General features: G+C 37.5%; 31 protein-coding genes. 15 read left to right on the top strand and 16 right to left on the bottom strand.

Features of this window, described 5'->3' with window-relative positions; genetic code table 11:
* The first annotated feature begins 76 nt into the window (after positions 1–76).
* The 10 genes from CVS84_RS03100 to CVS84_RS09510 all read left to right on the top strand — a co-directional run bounded on the left by CVS84_RS03100 (position 77) and on the right by CVS84_RS09510 (position 5,790).
* Positions 77–319, top strand: a complete 243-nt coding sequence (locus CVS84_RS03100) for an HP0268 family nuclease (RefSeq protein ID WP_002941786.1) — start codon at positions 77–79, stop codon at positions 317–319.
* Entirely contained in the window at positions 319–1,620 is a 1,302-nt protein-coding gene (miaB, locus tag CVS84_RS03095; RefSeq protein WP_107691111.1) for a tRNA (N6-isopentenyl adenosine(37)-C2)-methylthiotransferase MiaB, read from the top strand. The genes CVS84_RS03100 and miaB overlap by 1 nt, the downstream gene beginning before the upstream one ends.
* Entirely contained in the window at positions 1,601–2,380 is a 780-nt protein-coding gene (locus CVS84_RS03090) for a lysophospholipid acyltransferase family protein (RefSeq protein ID WP_107691110.1), read from the top strand. The genes miaB and CVS84_RS03090 overlap by 20 nt, the downstream gene beginning before the upstream one ends.
* The gene (locus tag CVS84_RS03085; protein ID WP_107691109.1) at positions 2,370–2,816 is read left to right on the top strand and encodes a hypothetical protein; all 447 of its coding nucleotides are present in this window, start codon (positions 2,370–2,372) and stop codon (positions 2,814–2,816) included. The genes CVS84_RS03090 and CVS84_RS03085 overlap by 11 nt, the downstream gene beginning before the upstream one ends.
* 60 nt (positions 2,817–2,876) lie before the next feature.
* The gene (locus CVS84_RS03080; protein WP_107691108.1) at positions 2,877–3,881 is read left to right on the top strand and encodes a hypothetical protein; all 1,005 of its coding nucleotides are present in this window, start codon (positions 2,877–2,879) and stop codon (positions 3,879–3,881) included.
* Complete coding sequence (locus CVS84_RS03075) at positions 3,878–4,399, top strand: hypothetical protein (RefSeq protein ID WP_103642909.1); 522 nt, start codon at positions 3,878–3,880, stop codon at positions 4,397–4,399. The genes CVS84_RS03080 and CVS84_RS03075 overlap by 4 nt, the downstream gene beginning before the upstream one ends.
* Positions 4,392–4,928 (top strand): hypothetical protein, encoded by a 537-nt coding sequence (locus CVS84_RS03070; RefSeq protein WP_054196556.1) that lies wholly within the window; start codon positions 4,392–4,394, stop codon positions 4,926–4,928. Before CVS84_RS03075 ends, CVS84_RS03070 begins: the two co-directional genes overlap by 8 nt.
* 93 nt (positions 4,929–5,021) lie before the next feature.
* A complete protein-coding gene (locus CVS84_RS03065; protein WP_107691107.1) occupies positions 5,022–5,321 on the top strand; it encodes a hypothetical protein in 300 nt (99 codons plus the stop codon).
* Positions 5,322–5,441: 120 nt separating this feature from the next.
* A complete protein-coding gene (locus CVS84_RS03060; RefSeq protein WP_141083685.1) occupies positions 5,442–5,645 on the top strand; it encodes a 2-hydroxyacyl-CoA dehydratase in 204 nt (67 codons plus the stop codon).
* A 22-nt stretch (positions 5,646–5,667) separates the two neighbouring features.
* Positions 5,668–5,790: a 2-hydroxyacyl-CoA dehydratase family protein gene (locus tag CVS84_RS09510; RefSeq protein WP_141083682.1), complete on the top strand. Its 123-nt coding sequence runs from the start codon at positions 5,668–5,670 to the stop codon at positions 5,788–5,790.
* Between the two features lie 602 nt (positions 5,791–6,392).
* Here the strand turns inward: CVS84_RS09510 and CVS84_RS03055 are convergent.
* Genes CVS84_RS03055 through CVS84_RS03040 form a run of 4 tightly spaced genes read right to left on the bottom strand, consistent with a single transcriptional unit; the run spans position 6,393 to position 9,344 of the window.
* Positions 6,393–7,016, bottom strand: coding sequence for a tetratricopeptide repeat protein (locus tag CVS84_RS03055; RefSeq protein WP_107691106.1), 624 nt, complete (start codon positions 7,014–7,016; stop codon positions 6,393–6,395).
* Positions 7,017–7,670 carry a tetratricopeptide repeat protein gene (locus CVS84_RS03050; RefSeq protein ID WP_107691105.1) on the bottom strand — a complete coding sequence of 218 codons (654 nt, stop codon included), beginning with the start codon at positions 7,668–7,670 and terminating at the stop codon, positions 7,017–7,019.
* Positions 7,671–7,680: 10 nt separating this feature from the next.
* Positions 7,681–9,021, bottom strand: coding sequence for a dihydrolipoyl dehydrogenase family protein (locus CVS84_RS03045; RefSeq protein WP_107691104.1), 1,341 nt, complete (start codon positions 9,019–9,021; stop codon positions 7,681–7,683).
* A 2-nt stretch (positions 9,022–9,023) separates the two neighbouring features.
* A complete protein-coding gene (locus tag CVS84_RS03040) occupies positions 9,024–9,344 on the bottom strand; it encodes a type II secretion system protein (protein WP_087585814.1) in 321 nt (106 codons plus the stop codon).
* A gap of 77 nt (positions 9,345–9,421) precedes the next feature.
* Here CVS84_RS03040 and CVS84_RS03030 point away from each other — a divergent pair, with 77 nt between their 5' ends.
* Positions 9,422–9,973: a tetratricopeptide repeat protein gene (locus tag CVS84_RS03030; protein WP_107691103.1), complete on the top strand. Its 552-nt coding sequence runs from the start codon at positions 9,422–9,424 to the stop codon at positions 9,971–9,973.
* Between the two features lie 24 nt (positions 9,974–9,997).
* Here CVS84_RS03030 and prfB read toward each other — a convergent pair whose 3' ends face one another.
* Positions 9,998–11,098 (bottom strand): peptide chain release factor 2, encoded by a 1,101-nt coding sequence (prfB, locus tag CVS84_RS03025; protein ID WP_107691102.1) that lies wholly within the window; start codon positions 11,096–11,098, stop codon positions 9,998–10,000.
* A gap of 120 nt (positions 11,099–11,218) precedes the next feature.
* Here prfB and panC point away from each other — a divergent pair, with 120 nt between their 5' ends.
* The 3 genes from panC to tilS are packed head-to-tail and all read left to right on the top strand — an operon-like array spanning position 11,219 to position 14,339.
* The gene (gene panC, locus CVS84_RS03020; protein WP_107691101.1) at positions 11,219–12,040 is read left to right on the top strand and encodes a pantoate--beta-alanine ligase; all 822 of its coding nucleotides are present in this window, start codon (positions 11,219–11,221) and stop codon (positions 12,038–12,040) included.
* A 2-nt stretch (positions 12,041–12,042) separates the two neighbouring features.
* Positions 12,043–13,353, top strand: a complete 1,311-nt coding sequence (gene rimO, locus CVS84_RS03015) for a 30S ribosomal protein S12 methylthiotransferase RimO (RefSeq protein ID WP_107691100.1) — start codon at positions 12,043–12,045, stop codon at positions 13,351–13,353.
* Positions 13,350–14,339, top strand: a complete 990-nt coding sequence (tilS, locus tag CVS84_RS03010) for a tRNA lysidine(34) synthetase TilS (RefSeq protein WP_107691099.1) — start codon at positions 13,350–13,352, stop codon at positions 14,337–14,339. The genes rimO and tilS overlap by 4 nt, the downstream gene beginning before the upstream one ends.
* Positions 14,340–14,386: 47 nt before the next feature.
* On the opposite strand, the gene CVS84_RS03005 is transcribed toward tilS, so the two are convergent.
* Positions 14,387–15,313 carry a ribose-phosphate pyrophosphokinase gene (locus tag CVS84_RS03005; RefSeq protein WP_072594149.1) on the bottom strand — a complete coding sequence of 309 codons (927 nt, stop codon included), beginning with the start codon at positions 15,311–15,313 and terminating at the stop codon, positions 14,387–14,389.
* 121 nt (positions 15,314–15,434) lie between these two features.
* Positions 15,435–15,728: a hypothetical protein gene (locus CVS84_RS03000; protein WP_159070062.1), complete on the bottom strand. Its 294-nt coding sequence runs from the start codon at positions 15,726–15,728 to the stop codon at positions 15,435–15,437.
* A gap of 241 nt (positions 15,729–15,969) precedes the next feature.
* On the opposite strand from CVS84_RS03000, the gene CVS84_RS02995 reads away from it, so the two are divergent.
* On the top strand, positions 15,970–16,329 hold the full coding sequence (locus CVS84_RS02995; protein WP_107691097.1) for a DUF488 domain-containing protein: 360 nt from the start codon (positions 15,970–15,972) through the stop codon (positions 16,327–16,329).
* 9 nt (positions 16,330–16,338) lie between these two features.
* Here CVS84_RS02995 and CVS84_RS02990 read toward each other — a convergent pair whose 3' ends face one another.
* The 9 genes from CVS84_RS02990 to gyrA all read right to left on the bottom strand — a co-directional run bounded on the left by CVS84_RS02990 (position 16,339) and on the right by gyrA (position 25,492).
* Complete coding sequence (locus CVS84_RS02990; RefSeq protein ID WP_107691096.1) at positions 16,339–17,163, bottom strand: pyridoxamine kinase; 825 nt, start codon at positions 17,161–17,163, stop codon at positions 16,339–16,341.
* Positions 17,164–18,030: a radical SAM protein gene (locus CVS84_RS02985; protein WP_107691287.1), complete on the bottom strand. Its 867-nt coding sequence runs from the start codon at positions 18,028–18,030 to the stop codon at positions 17,164–17,166. It lies immediately after the preceding gene.
* Between the two features lie 46 nt (positions 18,031–18,076).
* Positions 18,077–19,099, bottom strand: coding sequence for a uroporphyrinogen decarboxylase (gene hemE / locus CVS84_RS02980; RefSeq protein WP_107691095.1), 1,023 nt, complete (start codon positions 19,097–19,099; stop codon positions 18,077–18,079).
* Positions 19,100–19,191: 92 nt separating this feature from the next.
* A complete protein-coding gene (locus CVS84_RS02975; RefSeq protein ID WP_107691094.1) occupies positions 19,192–19,698 on the bottom strand; it encodes a YqhA family protein in 507 nt (168 codons plus the stop codon).
* A gap of 16 nt (positions 19,699–19,714) precedes the next feature.
* Entirely contained in the window at positions 19,715–20,740 is a 1,026-nt protein-coding gene (locus tag CVS84_RS02970) for an aspartate-semialdehyde dehydrogenase (RefSeq protein WP_107691093.1), read from the bottom strand.
* 49 nt (positions 20,741–20,789) lie between these two features.
* Positions 20,790–21,944, bottom strand: coding sequence for a sigma-54-dependent transcriptional regulator (locus tag CVS84_RS02965; protein ID WP_107691092.1), 1,155 nt, complete (start codon positions 21,942–21,944; stop codon positions 20,790–20,792).
* 12 nt (positions 21,945–21,956) lie between these two features.
* Complete coding sequence (locus CVS84_RS02960; protein WP_107691091.1) at positions 21,957–22,349, bottom strand: hypothetical protein; 393 nt, start codon at positions 22,347–22,349, stop codon at positions 21,957–21,959.
* Entirely contained in the window at positions 22,325–22,825 is a 501-nt protein-coding gene (locus CVS84_RS02955; RefSeq protein WP_021087651.1) for an LPP20 family lipoprotein, read from the bottom strand. Before CVS84_RS02955 ends, CVS84_RS02960 begins: the two co-directional genes overlap by 25 nt.
* Positions 22,826–22,870: 45 nt before the next feature.
* A complete protein-coding gene (gene gyrA / locus CVS84_RS02950; protein WP_107691090.1) occupies positions 22,871–25,492 on the bottom strand; it encodes a DNA gyrase subunit A in 2,622 nt (873 codons plus the stop codon).
* Positions 25,493–25,588: the final 96 nt, after the last annotated feature.

The following is a 25,588-nucleotide window of genomic DNA, read 5'->3' as shown; positions in this document are numbered from 1 at the left end:
CTTTTATTTAATCCTTTTTTTATGATGTTTTGGATATATTGACCGATTAAAATTTAAGATTTTGAAAGGATTAAAAATGGAGCTAAAACTTGCAAGAGCTGAATTAGACGCAAAACCAAAAACGATTTCACTAGAAAAAATAGAGGCAGCTGTCGAAAAAGAGGGTCAGAAAATTTTCTATTTTGATAAAGAAAATACACACAAACAACTAATCGCCTTAGTCGAGCATTTTGAAGAAAAAGGGCTAAGTGTCTATCACAGAACCGTAAAATACGGACTTGATGATAGCGACTACATGTATGAAGTGCATATACTTTAATGAGTAAAAAACTCTTTATCCAAACTTTAGGCTGTGCTATGAATGTTCGTGACAGCGAACATATCATAGCTGAGCTCTCACAAAAAGAAGACTACTCCTTAACACAAAACATCGAAGAAGCTGATTTAATCCTTATAAATACTTGCTCGGTTCGTGAAAAGCCAGTTCATAAGCTCTTTAGCGAGGTCGGAGCCTTTGAAAAAGCCAAAAAAAGAGGGGCAAAAATAGGCGTTTGCGGCTGCACTGCAAGCCATTTGGGTAGTGAAATTTTTAAGCGCGCACCTTATGTTGATTTTGTCCTTGGCGCAAGAAATGTCAGTAAGATCACAAAGGCGGTAAATACGCCTAAATTTATCTCAACCGACATTAACCACGATGAGAGCGAATACGCATTTGGCGAATTTAGAGGCTCACCATACAAAAGCCACATCAATATCTCGATCGGCTGCGACAAAAAGTGCACCTATTGCATCGTCCCACACACCAGAGGCGATGAAATTTCTATTCCTTCAAGCCTTATACTAAAAGAGGTAGAAAAGGCTGCAAACAGCGGCGCAAAAGAGATATTTTTACTAGGACAAAATGTCAATAACTACGGTAAAAGATTTTCAGGAGCGCAAGAAAATATCGATTTTAGTGATCTGTTAGTAAAGATAAGCGAGATAGATGGCGTTGAGAGGATAAGATTTACCAGTCCGCACCCACTTCACATGGATGATAAATTTCTTGAAATTTTCACCAATAATCCTAAAATTTGCAAGTCTATGCATATGCCACTTCAAAGCGGAAACACCAAAGTTTTACGCGAAATGAAGCGCGGATACACAAAAGAGTGGTTTTTAGACCGCGCGCTAAGACTTAGAAAGATGTGCCCAGACGTAAGCATCTCAACTGATATCATAGTCGCATTCCCAGGCGAGAGCGAGAGCGAATTTGAAGATACGATGGACGTGCTTGAGCAAGTTAGATTTGAGCAAATTTTTAGCTTTAAGTATTCGCCTCGCCCTCTTACAAAGGCAGCTACTTTCACAAATCAAATAGATGATAAAACCGCTTCAGAAAGGCTTACTCGCCTACAAAATCGCCACAATGAAATTTTAGACGAGATCGTGGCGGCACAAAAATATAAAATTTTTGATGTATATTTTGAAGAGCTAAGAGCAAATGGCGGCGTTGCTGGGCGAAGTTTTAACAACTTTTTGGTTCAAGTTGATGGCAGCGAAGAGCTTCTTGGCACTACGCAAAAAGTAAAGATCACAAACCCAAAACGAATGGTTTTGTATGGCGAGCTGCAAATTTAAAAGCACCCTTGAAAAGATCGCCCTAAACGTGGGCGTCTTTTTCATCTATATTTTAATGTGGCTCATTTTTCTAACCTGCAAAAAGAGCTACACTCCAAATTTCTTACCGCAAAATGGTTGCGTCGTCGTCTTTTGGCACGGCAGGCTTAGCTTTATGAGCTTTGCTTACAGACGCTGGTGGAGCAGTCAAAATAGAAAACAAGGCAAGGTGATAATCAGCGACCACAAAGATGGCGAGCTAATCACCAGAATAATCAAATTGTTTGGCATCGGCACCATTAGAGGCAGCAGCTCAAAAGGCGGCGCAAGAGCACTGATAGAAGCTTTAAGAGAGATAAAGCAAGACCACGACGTCATCATCACGCCAGATGGTCCAAGAGGACCAAGGCACAGCGTGGCAGACGGAGCTGCGGTGATCGCACAAAAGTCATCTTGCGAAATTTATGCTCTAAATTTTGAAGCAAGCTCGTTTTGGGAGTTTAAAAGCTGGGATAAGATGATACTTCCTAAGCCATTTTCAACTATAAATTTTAGCCTCTCAGCCCCATTTAGCGTGGCAAATTTAGAGCAAAAAGAGGCAAAAGAAAAGATACAAAATGAGCTTTGGCAAGCCTCACAAAATGATGGCGGCAAGAGCGCAGAGCAAAACAAAGATGATTTTAAATCAAATTTAAAAATTTGGTGGAAAAAATATGCGCATAAAAATCCGCAAATCAGCAACGAGATAAGAGAAATTTTGGACGAAATTTATGAAAAATAAACTATCTATTTTTATAGCCATCTTTCTAATTGTTTTATTTGGACTATTTTTTTATAGCGACAACTCCTACAAGCTCGCCCTTGAAGCAAAATTTTTATACGAAAACAAAGAATACGAAAAGGCCTTGAATTTAAGCCAAAAAGCACTTGATATAGATATTTATAACAAAATGGCAAATACTGTACTAAACCAAAGCAAGGCTGCTATCAAATTTAGCTCATACATAAAAAATGGTAAAGAGTATCTTGAGCGTATCAAAAAAATGAGCCAAAGTAGCGTCAGCAAGGCTTATAGTGAGCGCATTAAGATGATGTGTGATGTGATGATAGAGGATTTTGACGACCTTAAAAACTCGGCCCTACTTGATAGTGAGCTAAAAAATGAAGCTTTAAATACAAAAGAGATTTTCGTTAAGCTTAAAAACGAGCTGTTTTAAACTTATTTAATCCCTTTTTAGCTACCATAACGAAAATTATGCACTAAATTTAGGAGATTTATGTCTTTTAGCGTCAAAAAGCTTTTTTCTAACCTTTTTTTAAGCGTCGTGTTGGAGGGCAATGAGTGCATATTCTTCGGTCAGGTCTTTAGAAATGGCAAACTTTTAAAAACCATAAACGCTAAATTTACAGATATAAATATCGATAATATCGATGAAAAAATCATAAAATACATAGAAGAGCAAGAAAAAGCATATTTTGGTGTATATGTTTCAGTTTTTTTTAACGACGACTCGCAAGGCGCACTTCCTAGTGTTAGCTTTGACGAATACAAAAAATTTAATATAACTACTAAAAATCTTACAAGCCTTATCATGCAGGATAGCTGGAGTATTTATGCAAATTTAAATGCTATAAAAAAATATAAAAATTTATTTGGACAAGATAGTGTAGATCTCATCTACTCACCTATTGCCCTACTCTTTCACGAGCTTTTAAAACGCGGAATTTCTCCAAAAACTACACTTTATCTTTATATCCATGCACATTCGTTTACACTTGCGATCTTTAAAGATAAGCAAATGAAATTATCTACTTTTTTAAATATGTCTGGCGTTGAAGAAACCAACCAGGAAGCTGAAAGCCTAAAAGAAGAAGATATAACAGATATTGATAACTTAATCATTAAAGAAGAAAATGACGCAACATCACTTGATGATTTTAAAAGTTTAGACGATTTTTTAAGTGATGATAAACCAAAAGAATTTGAAGACCTAAATTATGAACTAAACATGCCGGCTTCTACAAATGTAGAAAAATCGGTTGCTATTTTTGGGTATGACATGAAGATGTTTGATTACATCGTAAAGGCTGTAAAAGAATTTTACGAAAATCCTCTCTACGGCGGTGATTTTATTGAACAAATAATTGTTTTTGAAAACACAAAAACAAGTGCAACCTTTTTACAATATCTACAATCTGAGCTTTTAGTGGAGACTTCGGTGTATCCAGTGAATACAAATCATATTATGAATGAAATCATGCAAGAAGAGATAATATTATGAGATTTAGCTTTATTGCTCCGGAACCAAGACCACTTATATCTATCTTTAGCAAAATTTGGCTAAGTCTTATAAGTTTTGTTTTTGTAGCTCTTTTGGCAACAAATTTCTTTATACTTTACAAAAATTATTCAATTGAAAAAAATATAATTTTTTTATCAAATGAGCAAAAAGAACTTAGTCAAAAAATAGTCACAACAGATGAAATTTCAGCTAAGCTAGCCGTACAAATAGAATCTGCAAATGATATTTTCACTTCAAATTCCATTCTCAAGCAAAGCTTGCACAATCTTTTTGATCTAGTGCCTGATAGTATAACGCTTGAAGAGGTTTTTATGGATAAAAACTCACTCATCATTCGCGGTATAACGCCGACAAAAGATGTATTTAATCAGCTTCTAGCTTCACCTTTAAGATCTATTTTTACAACTTCAAATACCAGCTTTTATCAAAGCAAAAACGGCTGGTATGGCTTTATAAGCACAAATAAAATTGATAATTCTGAGGGATATAATGAGTAAAAAAGATACGAGCTTAGAAAAAATAGATCCTGTCAAGCTTTTACTTTTTATATTTGCTTTTATTGTAGTTTGTTTCATTATGATATTTGGTTTTATCGTGCCAAATATAAAAGAATTTAAAAGCCTAACTAGACAAAATTATTCACAGACCTCATCTTATACAAAAGTAAAAAATGAATTTGAAGCCAAATTTAAAAACCTTGAAGCAACTAAACAAAAAGATGGAGCTATCATTTCAGCTTTTGAGGCTAAATTTGATAAAGATAAATTTATAGAATTTGCCTCTAAATTTTTCAGTGAAGTGAGCCTTAGCAAAATAGAAGAAAGTGATAATAACGCTAGTGAGAAATTTTTTAGATTTCGCCTAAATGTAACTAGCTCTCTAAGGACACCGCAAAAATTTTATGACTTTTTAGATGCGCTTAGCAGCTATGACAGTATCGTAAAGACCGAATTTCCTATCGTCATGAAAGGCGAAAAGGATAAAATCCATACTACTTTTAATATAAAAGTTTTTGGGTTGAAGTAAAATTTTAGATTTCATTTAATGAAAAGCTACAAATAGATAACATTTCTCTCAAGTTCTTAGTTATAGAAATTATATTTTTATAGACATAAATTTATGTATTTCATCGGTATTGATATAAGCTCAACATCTACAAAAGTAGCAATACTAAATAATCAAGATAATTTTTGTGATCTATTTTTATTATCAAGTAGTTTTAGTGCCATAAAAATAGTACGCGATATAAAAGAAATTTTAGAACAAAAAGGCTATCAATATGCCTCGATCGTAGCTACTGAATATGGAAGAGCAAGTGTAGAATACGCAAATATTGGTGCAAGCGAAATACTTTGTCAGGGGTTTGAAGCTCACCATTTATTTAAACCAGACTGCATAGTTATAGATGTCGGCAGATAAGATACAAAAGCCATTAAAATAGAAAAACGTAATTGGCACATTTTGTATATACTCTCCAAAGGAGTTGATTTATGTTACTGGTACTGTGCTAATTAGCCTTTAACCTATGGTGAAAGTCCTATAAATACTACTCACGCTGAGTTTCCACGAAATCTTTGCTCGCTTATAAAAGCAAGCTACGGATATACTGTAACCAAAAAATATCCATATATGAATGCTAGTGATATTATCATAGGTGAGATAACCTGTGATGGCAAGAACAAGATATATAAGCTTTTTAGAAGTGCATGCCCTAGAACTTCCAAATATGACAAAGAAGCGTAGTTTGGAGTTTTGAATAGATGAGATGAGTAATTTTAAAGACTATCTTGAGAAATGTCTTGGTGTAAAAAATACAGACGAAAAGCTAAAAGAGACAATAGAAATTTTTAATAAAGAAAGAGATGCACCAAGTGCTATTTGCAAGTGATTTTATATATGATAAAAAAGAAAAGATAAAAATGTTTCACTCATACATATAAGCTTTAAAACAAAAAAGATATGTGTCTAAAGCAAACCATAAAAAGCACATTATCATTAAAGAATGCCCAGGACATATAAAAAAATCGATAAAACAAATAGAAGAACTTGGCAAGGATGTAGTAGTTTTTGAAAACTGTACAGGAACTAAAAATTTAAAAATAATATGAGTACAAAAGGTAACCTTGTAGAAAATATCGCCAAACGTTACTTAAAGACGCCCCTCTTCTGTAATGTACAAAAACGACGCAATATCTGATGCTATTAAAAATTTGTAGATGAATATAAAGCAGATGGTGCAACAGATATCGTTTTAAGTGGCTGTCACACTTATGCAATAGAAACAAACAAGATAAAAGAAGCAGCAAAGAAGCTGGTGTAAGCTATATGAGTCTTGAAACTGACTACTCCAAACAAAATGTATGTTGGCCAGATCCGCACAAGTTTGAAGGTATTTTTAGAATTTCTCGATTAAAACATAAAATTTTAAAAGACTCAAGAAGAGCCTTTGTTGATTTATTACGAATTTTTAGAATAGTATTTTGACTAGTACTACTTTCTATCCACACACTTACCAAGCTGACAAGCTCTTTTGTAAAGTGCGTCTGCCTTTGCTTCATTGCCGCTTAGCTTTGCAAGCAAAAAGCATGACTGAGCATACTCAAGCTCGCAGCTCTTTGCCAAAAGCCTTAGCACTCTAGACTCAGCCTTAGCTCTATCTATCTTATGGGTCTTTAAATTTTCGCTTTCGATGTAGGATTTCAGCCCCATTGCTTCGTTATAGCAGCCAACGCCATCACCGCTATCACAAGCTAGTTTATATAGTCTTAAAGCCTTTTCTATATCTTTTTGCTCATCAATAAGCCCTTGCTCATAGATCTGACCCAAATTTGAGCAAGCCGTAGCAAGCCCAGCATTACAAGCCTTTTCATAGTAGCTTTTTGCCTTAACAAAGTCTTTTTCGTTACTAAAATTTACAGCTAGATTGTTGCAGTCGATGCTATTTCCAGCATTGCAACTTTGTTCCATCCTCTCTTTTTCAAGCTCAAGACGCTCTGCTCTCGCCTCTTCATCACTTTGCCAAAAGCCAAAGCTTACCATCTTTTGCCAAGACCAGCAACCACTAAGCATAAAGCCCATAGCCAAAATAAGACCAAAATTTAAGACCTTTTTCACTTACATTCCCAGCTTTGTGCCTAGTCTTTTCATTTGTGGGCATGCCTTGCTTAGCCCACGAAAGCAAGCGACTTTATAAATTCCATAAGCCCTTTTTTCATCTTTATTGACACCAAGACCAAGCTCATACATCGCTCCGATATTGGCACAACTTGGCAAATCGCCAGCATTGCATGCATTTGTATAAGCTTGCATTGCTAAGTAATAATCTCGCTTAACGATCTCGCCCTTTCTATAAGCATTGCCTAAATGATAGCAAGCTTGCATGCCTCCACCATTGCAACTTTCTTTATAAATTGAAATTGCTTTTTTTGGATTTTTTTTAACTCCGAGTCCAAGCTCATAAAGAGTGCCCAAATTTGCACAACCGACTTGTACCTTAGCATCGCAAGCTTTTTGATAATTTGTTAAAGCATTTTCATATTCTTTTAAAAGCTCGTAATTTACACCCAAATCATTGCAAGCTTCCGCATCACCTTCTTCGCATTTTGGTATTAAAATTTCGATCGCATTTCTTGAAATTTGCTCTTTATTTTGCACTATTTTTTCATCCTTTGGTTGCTGCCACGAATCATCTTGTTTTTGTCCTATACCAATCACATTTAAGCAGCCAGTGAAAAATAAAGCCGATAAAAGCAATAAATATTTTTTCATTCTTTTCCTTTTAAAATTGTCCAAATAAGTCATTTAGTGCTTCACTGATACTTGGATGAGTGAAAATTTGATTTTTAAAGAAATTTGCGTTTGCTTTTAAATTCATCGCAATTGCGATTTCATTTATCAGCTCATTTGCATAGATGCAGTGAAAGCTGGCTCCTAAAATTTCTCCACTTTGTGCATCAACGATAGCTTTTAGCATGCCTACATCGTGATTTAATACTTTTGCACCTGGTACTGTTGCCATGCTAAGCTTTAGCTCTTTAAAATTTAGCCCAAATTTACTAGCCTCTTTTGCATTTACTCCAACTCTTGCTAGCGGAGTATCAGTAAATAGCACATTTGCATGAATGCTTCTATTTTTAGTATTTCTCTTTTTATCACCAAAAATTTGTGAATAAACTATCCTAAAATCATCTAAGCTCGTATAAGTAAAAAGCTCTCCGCCGCGCACGTCGCCTACCGCATAGATGTTTGACACATTTGTTTGAAGATTTTCATTTGTCTTTATAAAGCCTTTTTCATTTAGCTCAACTCCAGCAGCTTTTAAATTTAAATCATCCACATTTGCCACTCTACCAAGCGCGATCAAAAATGCATCGGCTCTAAGGCATCTTTGCTCGCCATTTTGCTTGAAATTTAATACATTTTCTTTAATGCACTCTATCTCGCAACCCTCTAAAATTTCAACGCCTTGGACTCTAAGAGCATCTTTTACGCTATTAGCTATATCATCATCTTCGTTTTTAAGTAGTTTTGAACGCCCTATAATAGTCACTTTTGAGCCAAAATTTGCAAACATTGATGCAAACTCTATACCAATAAAACCGCTACCGATAATGACAAAATGCTTTGGTAAATTTTTTAGATCAAGCAAAGTTTGGCTTGAAAATACATTTGAGCTTACAACCTCAAAAGGAGTATCTGCCTCTTTTGAGCCACTATTTATGATAATAAAATCGCCCTCTATTATCTTTTTCTCACCGCTTGGCGTTGTTACAAGTACGCTATTTTCACTAGCAAATGAGCCAACGCCATCGATTACATCGATATTTTCTTTATCATTTAGCATCGCATAGTTTTTAGCATTCAAAGCTGAAATTAGTTTATTTTTATTTTCCACACTAAGCGTGTAATATTCGCTTTCAACGCTATTATTTACAAATTTTGCCTCTTTAGCGGCTGTTATTAGACGTTTGGTTGGTATGCAGCCAACATTTATGCAAGTGCCTCCATACATCTTTGGCGATCTCTCTACAAGAGCCACTTTTTTGCCAAGTGCGGCAGCTTTAACCGCTAGCGTTTTGCCAGCTTTTCCAAAACCAATAATTACAATATCATATTTCATTTTCAGTCCCTTATCTTTCCCATTAAATAATAAGTTGTTTCATTTATCTTTTTTAGCTCCATTTTATATTTATTAGCCCAGTTTTTTATGATCTCATCAACTCGCTCTTTTATTTCATTAACGGTAGCTACATTTTTTATCTTTAGTCTATCTTCACTTCCACTCATCGCCACAAAACAAAGGTGTGGTTTTAAATGATCGTTTAGTTCAATTATGCTCTTTGGCAAAAGACCATCAGTATTGTTTAAAATTCTACACATTTGAGCAGTGGTCGTTTCATTGACGTTATAGCCAAGCTGGATTAAAAGTGCATTATGATCCATATCGTTCCTTTTGCTTAAAATTTGCGGGCATTATAAGATAAAATTGGATAAAATCGCCTAAATTTTCAAGGACAAATATGAAAAAATTTATCATTTTTGTATTTATTGTTTTGCTATTTTGGGGATGTTCGTTAGAGCAAATTTCACAAAATTTTGGCCTTAGTGAGCCACCACTTGATCCAGAGGTCGAGCAAATAGCAGACGCCATCTATCTATACAATGAAGGCAACTATCCAAAGGCTTGTAAGAGATTTTATGATTATGCAAAAGATGGAAATGTTCTAGCCATGCAGCAAACTGGCATTTGTTTTCGTGACGGCAAAGGCTTTAGCAAGGATATCTTAAGAGCACTTTTTTGGTTTGAAACAGCTGGCAGATACGGCAACATAGACGGACTAAGAAGTGCTGGATATATCTACGAGTACGGTCTTGGGGTCAATAAAAATTTAGAAAAAGCGATATATTTTTACGAAAAAGCTACAAGCCTTGGCTCAAGCGAGGCCAGCTACGATCTGGGGCTTATCTATCTAGGCAAAAATGACTACAAGAAAGCTAGAATTTATCTTGATGAAGCTTGCTCTAAAGGCAAAGAAGAGGCTTGTGCAAAACTAAAAGAGATGAAATTTTAGCTCTCATCTCTTTTTATAAATTTATTACGCCTCAGCCTTTTGAGCGATCAAAACACCTTCTATCATCTTTTTGATGTCCCCATCAAGTATCGCATCAGTTTGAGAGTATGCCTCGCCGCTGCGGTTGTCTTTTACCTGCTGATACGGGAAAAGCACGTATGATCTTATCTGATGACCCCAGCCGATTTCGCTCTTTTCGACGCTATTGCTCGCTTCTTGTTGTTTCATCAGCTCAAGCTCGTAAAGACGAGACTTTAGCATTTTCATCGCTGTAGCTCTATTTTTGTGCTGGCTGCGGTCATTTTGACACTGTACGACGATGCCAGTTGGTATGTGCGTGATGCGGATGGCTGATTCAGTTTTATTTACGTGCTGACCGCCTGCACCGCTTGCTCTATAAGTGTCTATCTTTAGATCTTTTTCCTCGATCTCAATCTCTATATCATCATCTACTTCAGGGCTTACCATGACGCTAGAAAAGCTTGTATGACGGCGCCCTGCGCTATCAAATGGGCTTGTGCGAACGAGCCTGTGGATACCATTTTCTGCTTTAAAGTACCCATAGGCATTTTCACCTTTTACTATAAAGCTCACGTCCTTTAGCCCAGCCTCTTCGCCCTCTTGAAAGTCAAGAGTCTCGACCTTAAAGCCCTCACGCTCACAAAATCTAAGATACATCCTATAAAGCATACTCGCCCAGTCATTACTCTCAGTGCCGCCAGCTCCAGGGTGGATCGATACAATCGCGTTTTTGCCATCATCTTCGCCACTTAAAAGCATAGAAATTTCAAGATTTACTATCTTTTCATCTAAATTTTTAGCATCATCAAATAAAGAATTTATAGTCTCTTCGTCATTTTCAGAATTTGCTAGCTCAAAAAGCTCCTTTGCATCGCTTACTGCCTGATTAGCATCGTTAAATTTTGCAAGCATATTTGAAATTTTTGTCTTTTCTTTATTTAGCGCCCCAGCTTTAGCGATATCTTGCCAAAAGTCAGGGTCTTGCTCAGTGGCCTCTATCTCTTTAAGTCTAGCCTTTATCTCGTCAGGCTTTACGATAGAGCCTATGTTTTCAACTTTTGTTTGCAGCTTCTTTAAAAGCTCGTTGTATTCGTAATTATCCAAGTCATTCTCCATAAATTTTTGGCGATTTTAGCCAAAACTTGCTTATATTTTTAAATTTACGCCCTTTTAATCCTTTTTTGTTAAAATACCAAGTTAAATTTTTAAACCAAAAGAGTTAAAATGCAAATCATAAGAACCGTAAAAGAACTTGAAAATTTCGTCTCAAACACAAGTGGAAAGATAGGTTTCGTACCAACCATGGGTGCACTTCATGACGGACATGTTAGTCTTATCAAAAAATGCGTGAGCGAAAATGAGATAAGTATCGTCTCAACATTCGTTAATCCAACTCAGTTTTTACCAGGTGAAGATCTGGACAAATACCCAAGAAACGAACAAAACGACATTAAAATTTGTGAGCAAAATAGCGTTAGCGCTATTTTTATCCCAGATGCTAATGAACTTTACTTTGAAGATGAGCCACTCATCATTGCTCCAAAAAAATTTTCAGCTATCTTAGAGGGCAAAACTAGACCTGGACACTTTGATGGCGTACTAAGGGTGCTAAACAAGCTATTTCGCCTAACTCGTGCAAATAGCGTTTACATGGGCAAAAAAGATACACAACAATTAATCATCGTGCAAAACATGATAAAGACATTTTTTCTTAATACCAGCCTAGTGGCTTGTGATATCGTTAGAGAGCCAGACGGCTTAGCGCTTTCAAGTAGAAACGTCTATATCTGCGACGAAGATAAATGTAATGCTCTAAGGCTTTCAAGATCGCTAAATAAAGCACAAAATTTGATCCAAAACGGCGAAGAGGACGCAAGCGAGATCAAAACAAAGATGCTTGAAGTGCTAGAGCCATTAAAGGTTGATTATGTCGCTATCACGGATAGAAATTTAAATGAAATTTCCAAAATAGAAAAAAATAACACCATCATTTTAGTGGCAGCTTACGTTGGTAAAACTAGGCTAATAGACAATATCTGGATATAAAAATGCCAAAACTTCACTTAATTTCACTTGGCTGCAATAAAAATTTAGTTGATTCAGAAATAATGCTTGGTAGATTGCAAAACTACGACATCACGGATGATATCAGTGATGCTGACGTTATCATCGTAAATACCTGTGGCTTTATCAAATCCGCCAAAGAAGAGAGCATACAAACCATACTTGAGATGCACGAAGCTCGTAAAAATGGCTCTTTACTGGTGGTAACTGGCTGTCTTATGCAGCGATATAAAGACGAACTCATGAAAGAGCTACCAGAGGTTGATCTCTTTACCGGTGTGGCTGACTATGACAAGATCGATGAGATCATCTTGAAAAAGCAAAATTTATTTAGCCCGCAAACTTATCTACAAGCAAATGAAGAGCGTGTGATAACTGGCTCAAACTATCATGCTTACATAAAAATTTCAGAAGGCTGTAACCAAAAATGTAGTTTTTGTGCCATTCCAACTTTTAAAGGCAAACTGAAATCACGCTCACTTGAAAACATCGTAAATGAGGTCAAAAATTTAGTCAAAAAAGGCTACTACGACTTTAGCTTTTTATCCCAAGACTCAAGCTCATATATGCGCGATCAGGGCGTTAGCGACGGACTTATCGGACTTATTGATGAAATTGAAAAGATAAAAGGGATAAGAAGCGCTAGAATACTTTATCTTTATCCAAGCACGACCAGCAAGGAGCTAATAGGGCGTATCATCGCCTCGCCGGTCTTTCATAACTACTTTGACATGCCGATCCAGCACATTAGCGAAAATATGCTAAAGATAATGAAGCGTGGAAGCGGTGCCAAAAATATAAAAGAGCTTTTAAATTTAATGAGAAATGCTGAGAATTCATTCTTACGAACCGGTGTCATCGTGGGTCATCCAGGAGAGAGCGAGGAGGATTTTGAGGAGCTTTGCGAATTTTTAGAAGAGTTTAAATTTGATAGAATTTCAGCCTTTGCCTACTCGAAAGAAGAAGACACAGCATCTTTTGAAATGGAGCAAATCCCGGCCAAAATCATTTCAAAAAGACTAAACAAGATAGAAAAGATCACCAAAAAATCGATAAATGAGAGCTTGCAAAAAGAGATAGGTAAGCAAATTTATGCTTCTCTTGAGGGCGAAAGTAGCGAGGGTGAGATGTTTTACGCAGCCAAAAAAGATATCTGGGACAAAGATATAGATGGCGAGATATTGATCAATGAAAGCGATGTCAAAGAGCTTGAGATAGGCTCGCTCTATCTTTGCGAAGTAAGCGATGTGGTCGATCAAAAACTAATCGCTAAAATCATCAAAAAAGCAAAATGATAAGCCAAAATGTGCAAGAAAAGTTAAACTCACGTGCAAACCTACTAGCCTTCTCGCACGGTATAGACAGCACTGCACTTTTTTACATTTTAGAAGAGGCTGGGATCAAATTTGATCTAGCGATGGTTGATTACAATGTTCGAGAGCAAAGTAAAAGTGAGATAGAAAGCGCAAAAGAGCTCGCAGATAAATTTGGTAAAAAAATTTATACCAAAAGCGTTTTTTTAGATGAGTCAAATTTTGAAAAAAATGCGCGTGATGCAAGATATGAGTTTTTTGGAGAAATTTGTCAAAAATTTGGCTATGAAAATTTGATCTTAGCTCATCAATTTGACGATAAATTTGAGTGGTTTTTGATGCAGCTTAGTAAGGGTGCTGGGCTAAAAGAGCTCTTTGGCATAAGCGAGCTTGAAAAGAGAAAGCACTTTTGGTTAGTTAGGCCACTTTTAAATTTACGCAAAAAAGAGCTTCAAAGCTATCTTGACAAGAGAAATTTACACTATTTTATCGATGATACAAATTTAAAAGGCGAGTTTAAAAGAAGCTTCATAAGGCTAAATTTTAGTGAGCCATTTTTGGATAGATATTTTAGTGGCGTGCAAAAGAGCTTTGAGTTTTTAGAAGCTGATAGACAAATTTTAATGCCAAATATTACAAAAATAAGTGATAAAATTTTTATCATAAAAAATGATAGTAATGCGATACGAGGCGTTGATATGGCGGCAAAAGAGCTAAACGTGCTTCTAAGCAAAGCTCAAAAAGATGAGCTAAGTGCAAATTTAGCAAAGCAAACAAGCGTGGTGCTAAGTGGCAAGATCGCTGTCGGATACGCAGATGCTTACCTTCTAGTAACTCCATTTTGCAAAGCCATAATGCCAAAAATTTTTAAAGAGAAGGCTAGAATTTTAAAAATTCCAGCTATAAATAGAGGCTATCTTTTTGCTATAAATTTTGATTTATCAAAATTAAATTCTAATAAGTATTGAAAGATTTGGCTTTTGCCTGAAACACTCAAAACAAAAGCCAAGATTAATTAAAATAGGCTATTTACGCTTTCATTGTGATATACACGGCGTATCACTTCGCCAAATAAAGAAGCTGCACTTAGCACTTTTATACAAGGTAGCTCCTCTGCTAAAGGTATAGTATCTGTTACCACTAGCTCATCTAAAAAGCCTAGTCTTAGCCTATCGTAAGCTGGCCCACTAAGGACTGGATGCGTGCAAAACGCCATAACGCTAGTTGCGCCACGCTCTTTAAAAATTTCAGCTGCTTTTACGATCGTGCCAGCCGTATCGATCATATCATCAACCAAGATCACGTCTTTGCCGTTTACGTCGCCGATTATATTCATCACTTCGCTCTCGTTTGCTTTTTCGCGGCGCTTATCTACAATAACCATGTCAAGATTTAGATTTTTAGCCAAAGCTCTAGCACGAGCCACGCCGCCTACATCAGGGCTTGCAACGATTGGATTTGGTAAATTTTTAGCTCTTACGTAGTCATTAAAAATGATGCTTCCATAAAGGTTATCAACCGGAATATCAAAAAATCCTTGAATTTGCCCTGCGTGAAGATCCATAGTGACGACTCTATCGATACCTGCTGTTTGCATCATGTTTGCCACTAGCTTTGCAGTGATCGGTACTCTAGGGGCTGCTTTTCTATCTTGTCTAGCGTAGCCAAAATACGGCACAATCGCTGTTATTGAGCTTGCACTGCTACGTCTTAAAGCATCAGTCAAGATAAGCAGCTCCATTAAATTTGTATTTGTCGGTGCACATGTTGGCTGAATGACAAAAACATCTTTTCCGCGCACGCTCTCGCCGATTTGCACACTGATCTCTCCATCGCTAAATCTTTTTATACTTGCCTCGCTAAGAGGAAGTGAAAGATATTGCGAAATTTTCTTTGAAAGCTCAATATTAGCCGTTCCTGAGAAAATTTTATAGCCTCTCATAATGATAACCCTTTTAGTGATTTTTATATTGGGATTTTATCGAAACGAGCTTTAATTTAAATTTATTATTTTGTGAGGTTTTATTTTCATCTTTGCTTTAGAGCTATTTCTAGCTCTAAAATTAGTTTTTATCGCCACAGTCAAAAATTTGTGCTTTTATTCTATAAGATGCCGCAAACTGACTGCCTCTAGGGCAAATATCAAGATTTTGTCCATAGTAGCAAAGCGGTGATTCATTTACAATATAAAGTACGACTCTCTTGTGAAGCCCAACGATCTCAATTGCCTCATTTTTTAGATCATTCATTGCGCCTTGTCTAAGCCCTTCAATAGTTGGATTCATTCTGCCATTTGCCTCGTCACTTCCCTCTGCTTCGCCTAAAACTTTACAGTTATAAGGTGTAGAATTTACCATTGCTATACCTTTTGAATCTGGCAATAATGGCTTTGGCGTAAATTGTGGCGCTACACAACCAGAAAAAAAAATAAGATAGTGCAAAAAACTATCAAATTTGAAATTTTCATTTAACCTCCTTAAATAAATTTTGGCATTATTCTATTTCAAAAAAAAAAAAAAAACGCAAGGTAAATTTTAAAAAATTATAAGTTAATCTAAAAAATTTATTCATTAACCTTACAGCATTACAATTACAAACATGTTTAAAGCTTATAGAATTTATGATTTTATCAAAGATGATAGTTTGGATATGAAGGCGGCTTTTGTTGATAGACTCTATCCAAGAGGCATAAGAAAAGAGATATTTTCAAATTTCCTTTGGTTAAAAGATATCACACCAAGCACTACTTTAAGAGAGTGGTTTCATGAAGATAGAGAAGCTAGATTTGATGAGTTTTGTGAGAAATTTGAGCTCGAGCTTGATAATGAAAAAGCGCAATCTTGCTTTAAAATGCTAAAAAAACTAGAAAAAGAGCATGGCGATATAGTACTTCTAACAGCTAGCAAAGATATAAATCTTTGCCATATCGTTGTGTTATTAAAAATTTTAAATAAGTAGTTTGTCCGCCTATTTTGTAAGAGTGCCAAGCACCTTTTCAAACTGCACACCATACCATGCACGACTCTTATCTTTTAGCGTGATTTTAATGCTACTAAGCACAAAGTTTGCTGCCTTTTTGATGGCATTTTGCATGCTTTCGCCATTTATGAGTGAGCCAAAAAGCACAGAAGCAAATATATCTCCGGTTCCACTCGTGTGAAATGGCAAAAACTCGTGAAAATACTCTACTTTCTCTTTTGTATTTGCGTCGTAAGCTATGATGCCACATTCATTTTGCTTGTATCTAATGCCCTTTAGCACAATCTTTCTAGCTCCAAAGCTAGCTAAGCCTTCAAGCAACTCTAAAATATAATCTTGCGTATAGTCACTGCCAAAAAACGGTATCCCGCACATAAAGCTTGCTTCTGTTATGTTTGGTGTGATGACGTGAGCCTTTGTGCAAAGCTCACGCATTTTCATAACAAATTTTTCATCAAATCCGTGATAGAGCTTGCCATTGTCGCCCATGCAAGGATCTACAAGTATTAGTGGAGCAGAGTCATTAAACTCATTAAAAATTTTCTCTATCAGCTCAAGCTGGCTAAAGCTGCCTAAAAATCCAGTATAAATTCCATCAAATGCGATATTTTCTTTGTGCCAAACCTGCGTTATAGCGTCAAATTCATCAGTCAGATCACGAAATGTGAAATTTTTAAAGCCAGTATGGGTCGAAAGTAACGCAGTAGGCAATATGCACGCCTCAATGCCTTGAGCGCTAATTATCGGAAGTGCGACAGTAAGCGAACATTTGCCAATGCACGAGATATCTTGTATTGTAAGGATTCTTTTCATTTATGCTCTTAATTTATAAAATTTTACCCCAGCAACATCGGATAAATAAACCACATCATCTTGTAAAAATTTTGCTAGAGTTTGCTTTGAAGAGTCAGAAAAATTCTCTTCAACATTTGCGATAGTTTGCGGACGACGTCTCAGCATTTCCAAAATTTCATCCTCACTAAAGTTATATTTTTGCTCTATCTTGTGAGCTTTGACGATATTAACCGGCACACCACTTATCTGCTCGGCCAACTCCTCTAGTTTTTTAGCATCTACGCCTTTTACATTATAAGCTGGCGGGCGATCTACCGTGCCAATATCTACTCGGTGTGGAGCTATCTCATTTATCGCCACATTAAGTGCTTCAAACTCATTTTTTTTATCATTAAAGCCAGCCACAACTAAAATTTCAAGCACAAGCTCGCCAGCAAATTCCTTGCGAAATTTAGCCATTGCTTTTATAAGCTCGCTAGTTTCTATACCGCCTTTGCTGCGGTCTATCTTTTTAAAAGTGCTTTGCACTGCACTATCAAGGCTAAATTTAACTATATCAAGCCCTTTTAAAGCCTCACAAATTTTTGGATCACACACACCTGAACCATTACTCAAAATAAGTGTTTTTGAACTGCCTTTTAGGTTATTTATCTCGTTAATTAGCTCTTGTAAGTATGGGTGAAGAGTTGGCTCTCCATTTGCCGTAAGTGTTATAACATCGATGTTTTGATGAGTACGCAAAGCATCTTTTAGAGCCACTAAAATTTCTTCAACACTTGGCGGATCTTGTATCGCGCTGACTGTTTTTGCGCCACTTAGCTCACAATAAACACAGTCAAAATTACATGATTTTTGCTTAGGGCTTAGATCTATGCCAAGACTCATGCCAAAACGGCGTGAATTTATCGGACCAAAGACGATGCAAGGCTTATTACCTTGCACTTTTTGTCTGAACCTGTTTTATGAAATATTTTGCATTTTCAACTGGCACATCTGGTAAGATTCCGTGACCTAGATTAAAGATATGTGGAGCACCTTTCATTGTATCTAAAATTTTATCAATGCCTTCATCTATCGCTTTTTTGCTATAAAGTCTAGTTGGCTCCATATTACCTTGAAGGACGTATTTTGGACTTAGTTTTGCTTTGGCTAGTTCAATTGGAGTGCTCCAGTCAACGCCAAAAACATCAAAATTTCCTGAAATTTTATCCAAATAGCCACTTATCCCCTTTGGAAAAACGATAACTGGAATTTCTGGAAACTCAGCTTTTACGCTATCAACTATTTTATTTATATAGCTAAATCCAAACTCAAAATAAGCCCGCTCCTCAAGTGCAGCCGCCCAGCTATCAAAAATTTGCACCGCATCTACACCAGCCTTTATCTGCTCTTTGACGTAAAGGATGAGTGCTTGCGTCACTTTTTCTAAAATTTGATGCAAAAATTCTGGATTTTGATAAAGCATTTTTTTGCAAACAGCATAGTTTTTGCTGCCGCCACCCTCGATCATATATGTAGCTATCGTCCATGGGGCACCGCAAAATCCAATTAGTGCCTTATCTTTAGCTAAATTTTCTCTTGTGAGCTTGATCGTATCGTAGACGTATGCTAAATTTTTGACAGACTTTTCTATGCTAAGTGCGTCAAGTGCGGCTTTATCACACAACGGCTCTGTAAAAACTGGCCCCTCACCTTTTTCAAAACGTAGATCCATGCCCATTTCAAGCGGCACTACAAGGATGTCGCTAAACAAAATGGCCGCATCAACGCCGAGAATATCGACTGGCTGAAGCGTAACCTCACTAGCTTTTTTATAATCTTTACAAAGTGATAAAAAATCCCCCGCCTTGGCTCTTACAGCCATATATTCTGGTAAATATCTACCAGCTTGACGCATCATCCAAACGGGCGTGTATGGCGTTGGTTTTTTTAAACAAGCATCTATAAAAATCATAAATTTTCCTTTAAATTTTTAAATGGATATTATCCAAAAATAACTAAAGAAAAGATGTAGGAGAAATTTTAAGCGTAAAAACGCTTAAAATTTTAGTGATCTCCCTTGTGAAGGAAGTAAAGTCCTAGACAAAGTGCAAGGATAGAAGCCGCAAGATAGGCCATCTCAAGCGGAGTTGTGAAGTTTGCGTGAAGCACCCTTTGGAAGAAATTTACGATTAAAACCATGACGATCACTTTGCCAAGCTTGTCTTTTAGCTCATCAAGCGAATGTACCTCAAGCACCTTGCTCTGCTTTGACTGCTTTAACTGTGTGATCTCTGAGATGAAAAGCTCGTAAATTCCGAAGCTAAATATATAAAGAACAAGTGCCATCAAGTATAGATCGATCGCTCCAACGATCTCGCCAACGACTTCTGAGTGGAAATTTTCAACATGAAAATCTGCGGCAAAGAAATATTTATAAACCTCTAGAAGTACTTTGCCGACGTCGTAACTTGCGATAACAAAAAGTACGATCGCACCTAAAAGTCCAAAAACTACTGGAAAAAGTGTAAAGCTGTTGCTTGCAAGCAAAATTTTTTCAAATATCTTACGCAATAAAAATCCTTTTTATTTACTCTTGCATTGCAATCCACTTTTGTGCGATCCTGACGGCATTTGTCGCAGCCCCTACGCGGATCTGATCAGCACTGCACCAAAGATGAAGCACATTAGGTCTGTAATTATCAACTCTGATCCTACCAACATAAGTCTCATTTGTATCGCTTGAAATGATAGGCATCGGATACTCTTTATTTGCTGGATTATCGACTACAACGACGCTTGGAGCTTTGCTTAAAATTTCTCTTGCTGCATCTGCACTTACATCTTTGTCAAAGTGGATAGTAATCGCCTCAGAGTGGCTTCTAAGCACTGGCACACGCACACAGGTAGCGCTAACTTCTATATCTTTGTGAAGAATTTTTTGCGTTTCATTGACCATTTTCATCTCTTCTTTTGTGTAGTCATTGTCCAAAAAGACATCAATGTGTGGGATCACATTTAGCGCTAGGCGGTGCGCAAATACCTTTGGCTCGCACTCATCAAGCTTAAACTCAAAGAATTTTTGCATCTGAACAACAAGCTCTTCCATGCCCTCTTTGCCAGCACCGCTTGCTGCTTGGTATGTAGAAACATCGACTCTATTGATACTAAAAGCGTCGTTTAGTGGTTTTAAAATTTGCACCATTTGGATAGTCGAGCAGTTTGGATTTGCGATGATGCCGCGGTTTTTCCACATAGCGATGTCGCTTGGATTACACTCTGGCACAACAAGAGGGATATCTTTATCCATCCTAAAATGGCTGGTGTTATCGATGACTACTGCGCCACTATCAGCTGCAAATTTGGCAAATTTTTCTGAGACTGAACCGCCCGCACTAAAAAATGCTATATCGATCTCGTGCTCACTAAAAACCTTTTCGGTTAGCTCTTTTACTTTGTAATATTTGCCATTAAATTCGATCTCACTACCAGCACTTTTTGCGCTAGCAAGCGGCAAAAGCTCTCCAACTGGAAACTCAACCTCTTCCATCACTCTAAAAAGCTCTTCACCGACCGCTCCAGTAGCACCAATGACCGCTACGTTAAATTTTCTCATCTACTCTCCTTATCTTTTTTAATTTTCGTAATTTTACTTAAATTTATGGCTATTTTTTGCTTCTAGCTTGTAAAAATAGATCATTTGGCAAAATTTCATCGCCCTCGCTTAGTATCGCTGCACGCTGCACGACTGAAATGAGCTCTCTTATGTTGCCTGGGTAGTCGTAGTCCAAAAGCTCCTCTTTGGCTGCTTTTGAGAAATTTTTAGCCTCAAAGCCATACTCCTTGCAGCATTTTTCCAAAACATCCTGCGCGATAGGTAAAATTTCATCTTTTCGCTCACGAAGTGGCGGGATGAAAAGCGGGATCGTGTTTAGGCGGTAGAAAAGATCCTCTCTAAATCTGCCCTCCCCCATCGCAAGCTCTAAATTTGCATTTGTGGCGCAAATGATGCGAACGTCGATTTTTTCGCTCTTTGTAGCACCAAGCCTAGTAATCTCACGCTCTTGAAGCACACGAAGTAGTTTTGGTTGCAAATTTATAGGCATCTCGCCAATTTCATCTAAAAATAAAGTTCCACCATTTGCTAGTTCAAACTGTCCTTTTTTGGTAGTCGATGCATCTGTAAAAGCACCCTTTTCAAAGCCAAAAAGCTCGCTTTCTATCAAATTTTCAGGGATCGCCGCCATGTTTAGAGCTATAAATGCAGCGTCTTTTCTTGGCGAGTTTGCGTGGATAAATTTAGCAAAGACCTCCTTGCCAACGCCACTTTCGCCACTAAGCATGACTGAAGCATCTGTTCTTGCCGCTTTTAGCGCGATATTGAGCGTAGTTTCAAGTGCCTTTGAGGTAGCTAAAAACCCTGTAGTTTCGCTTTTTGTCTCAGTATTTTTTGAAATTTTTAGAGTCTTTTGTTTAAGAAGCTCGACCCTTTTTATCGCCTCGTAAAGCGTTGAGACGTCAAACGGCTTGGTTAAAAAGTCCTTTACGCCAAGCCTAACGCTTTCGATCGCCTTATTAAGCGTCGCATTTCCTGTCATTATGATGACGTCGAATTTGCCATTTAGCTCTTTAATAAACTCGAGTCCGTCCATCTTTGGCATGTTTATATCGGTAATGATTAGATCAGTATCGTCGCTTAGTTTTTTTAGGGCTTCAACTGCGGTTTTATAACTTTTGATATTTAGCTCTTCATACTCACCAAGTGCGATTTCAAGTGACTTTCGCATATTGATGTCATCTTCTACTATGACGATATTCATTTGATCTCTTTTTTATTGAAGTGTGCCGATGATAGCGGATTTTGGCTTAAATTCCACCATAAACCTAACTGGCAAAATTTTCAAATTTGAAGTGTGTGATATGTCATTATTTTTTCTTTTAAATTCGTTTTTTATCATCACTTTTTTTAAAACAAAGCAGTCAAAAATTTCATCTTTATGCAAATTTAAAAAATCAATAGTTGTAGTGTTTTCATCTCTAAAAGCATCTATCTGGCAAAGAAATTTTGGTTTTGGATTTGGTGTGAGAGTCATCGCTCGTGAAAAAGAAATTTCTTCGTGAGCGATGATTTGGTTTTTTGTATTAACCTTCGCCCAAAAGATAAACTCCTCCAAGCAAAAGGCAAAATTTAAAAGTATCGTTAGTAAGAAAAGACTTCTCGCCACTTATCTTCGTCTATCTTAAGCTCCATATTTACTTTATAAAGCCCATCTTTGAAATTTTCACTTACAATTCTTGCATTTTTAACAAGGCCTTGAACCTTTGAAGTGATAGATGAGTCGTTTAGCATCGCGTCTCTTACGGTGTCTTCAGCGTTGATCTTTACGCCATAAAGCTTACCAGCAAGCTGCGAATAAGCATCAGCCATCGCCGCTCTTTTTGCAAGAGTAACCGACTGAGCGTAGGAGAGCGAATTTAGCGGAGCTATACCCTCGCCTGTGGCTCTGAAAGTGGTCTCTCTTGGAGCGCTATCATATATCATCTTCTCTTTTTTCATCACCTCTCTAAGATCGTCTTTATCGACCTTTTGGATGACTACGTTGCGGTTTGATGTGCTAGTTGGCTCGCCCATAAAGCCGTTAAATGAGCAACCGCCAAAAATAGCAACCATCAAAGCAAAAGATAAAATTTTAACCTTCATAAACAACCTTTTTTATGCTTTATATTTAAAATTTAATAGCAAAATTTATTCCAAAAGCCCCATATCTTCGCTTGGTGCTTCATCCTCGTCCTCGCCGTCTTCAGCCTTAGGGCATCTTGCGATACTTACGACATCATCGCCATCTACATTTACGACGATCACACCACTTGTGTTACGTCCTGCTTTGCGGATACTTTGCATATCAACTCTGATCATCTTGCCACTTGATGTTAGAGCCATAAGATCTTGCTCTTCATCAACCATCACAACGCCCACAAGATCACCTGTTCTGCTTGTTAGCTTCATGCAGATGACGCCTTTGCCACCGCGGTTTGTCAAGCGGTACTCATCAGCGGTTGTGCGTTTGCCGATACCTTTTTGAGATATGCTTAAAATTTCTTGATCATTGCTTTCGATCACTGCTGCACCCACGACCTCGTCGCCTGGCTCTTTAAATTTAATACCAGTTACGCCGCGTGCCGTTCTACCCATTTGGCGAACTTTGCTGATCTTAAATTTAAGACACATACCCTTTTTAGTAACGACAAATAGCATTGTCTCATCGCCTGAGTTTGCGTCCTCTTCGGCATTTGCATTATCTTCATCGATCTCATTTTGTATCTCTTCTATCTCAAGCACTTCGCTCTCTACGCTTAGCTCATTTTCAGGGTCAGTTACTGGGATATCATCGTATGTTTGAGCGATGAGCGCAGTTACAAGCTCGTCATTCTCGTCAAGACTGATCGCTCTAACACCAACTGAGCGGATGTTTTTAAACTCACTTAAATTTGTGCGTTTTACGATGCCGTTTTTAGTAAAGAATGCTAGCGATTTGCTCTCGTCAAAGTCAGTCGTTGGTATGATCGCTTTTATCTTCTCATCAGGCTGCAACTGGATCAAATTTACCACCGCTTTGCCCTTTGCTGTGCGGCTTCCTTCTGGGATCTTATAGACTTTGAGCCAGTATAGCTGTCCGCGGTCTGTCACAAACATAAGCGTATCGTGAGTATTTGAGGTAAAGAAGCTCTCTATAAAGTCATCATCGTATGTCGTGACCGCTACTTTGCCCTTGCCGCCGCGTTTTTGCTTCTCGTACTGCTTACTTGGCACACGCTTGATGTAGCCGCGGTGAGTTATAGTTACTACCATATTTTCATTTGGTATAAGATCTTCAATGTCGATATCATCGTAGTCATCAACGATCTCAGTCACTCTTGGTACTTTAAATTTATTTTTGATCTCTAAAAGCTCTTCTTTGATCAAATTTTCAAGTAATGTCTCACTTTTTAAAATTTCATCAAGTCTTGCGATCTCAGCCATAAGTTCGGCTAGCTCAGCCTCTAGTTTTTCTCTCTCTAAGCCTGTAAGCTTGCTTAGGCGCATATCAAGGATAGCGTTTGCTTGAAGCTCTGAGAGGTTAAATTTACTCATCAAGCCTTCTCTAGCAACGGCTGTATCAGCACTATTTCTAATAAGCTCGATCACCTCGTCGATATTATCAAGTGCGATCTTTAGACCCTCTAAGATGTGAGCTCTTGCGCGCGCTTTTTCAAGCTCAAATATCGTCCTTCTAATGATAACTGTTTTTCTGTGATTTAAAAATAGCTTAAGTAGCTCGATAAGGTTAAATACCTTTGGCTCTTTGTTATTAATAGCAAGCATAATAACGCCAAAAGTGCTCTCCATCGTGGTTGATTTAAAGAGATTATTTAGCACGATGTCGCTCATAGCGTCGCGTTTTAGCTCGATAACTACACGGATGCCGTCTTTGTCAGACTCATCTCTAACCTCGCTAATGCCCTCTATCTGCTTATCTTTGACAAGCTCAGCGATCTGCTCGATAAGCCTAGCTTTGTTTGTTTGATATGGCAGCTCGTCGATGACAATCACATCTTTGTTTGGCTTTTTTTCTATGTGAGTTTTGGCCCTTAGTTTGACCCTGCCACGACCTGTGCGGTAGGCCTCTATGATGCCCTTTTTACCAAAGATGATACCACCTGTTGGGAAGTCTGGACCTTTTATAAATTCCATCACCTCTTCAAGTGTCGCCTCTTTGTTTTCAAGAAGGAGCAAAAGACCGTCTATTAGCTCATCAAGGCTATGTGGCGGGATATTTGTCGCCATACCGACAGCGATACCACTTGAGCCGTTTAATAATAAATTTGGCACACGGCTAGGCAAAACGTCTGGCTCAACCTCTCTATCATCGTAGTTTGGCACAAAATCAACCGTGTCTTTGTCGATATCTTTTAAAAGCTCTTCAGTAAGCATGGTCATTCTAGCTTCGGTATAACGCATCGCAGCTGCGCTGTCACCATCAATCGAGCCAAAGTTTCCTTGTCCATCAACGACTGGATAGCGCATAGAAAATTTCTGAGCCATACGAACAAGTGCGTCATAAACCGCTGTATCACCGTGTGGGTGGTACTTACCGATGACTTCACCGACGATACGAGCTGACTTCATATAGGCACTTCTGCTGCCAACGCCGAGGTTATCCATAGCGTATAAAATTCTTCTATGAACTGGCTTTAGTCCGTCTCTAGCGTCAGGCAAAGCACGTCCGACGATGACGCTCATGGAGTAGTCAAGATAGCTAGTTTTTATAGACTCTTCGATATCAACAGATGCGATATCTTGGGTTAATTCAAGTAGATTGTCTTTCATTTTTTTCCTTAAATTTAGCTTGGCTGATTTTAGCTTAAAATTAATAAAAACTTGCTAAATAGCAAATCAGCGACTTTGGCAATAGTGCGATGAAAA

Source organism: Campylobacter concisus, from assembly GCF_003048575.1.
GTDB classification, from domain to species: Bacteria; Campylobacterota; Campylobacteria; order Campylobacterales; family Campylobacteraceae; genus Campylobacter_A; species Campylobacter_A concisus_U.
This window is presented reverse-complemented; position numbering and strand designations above follow the sequence as displayed.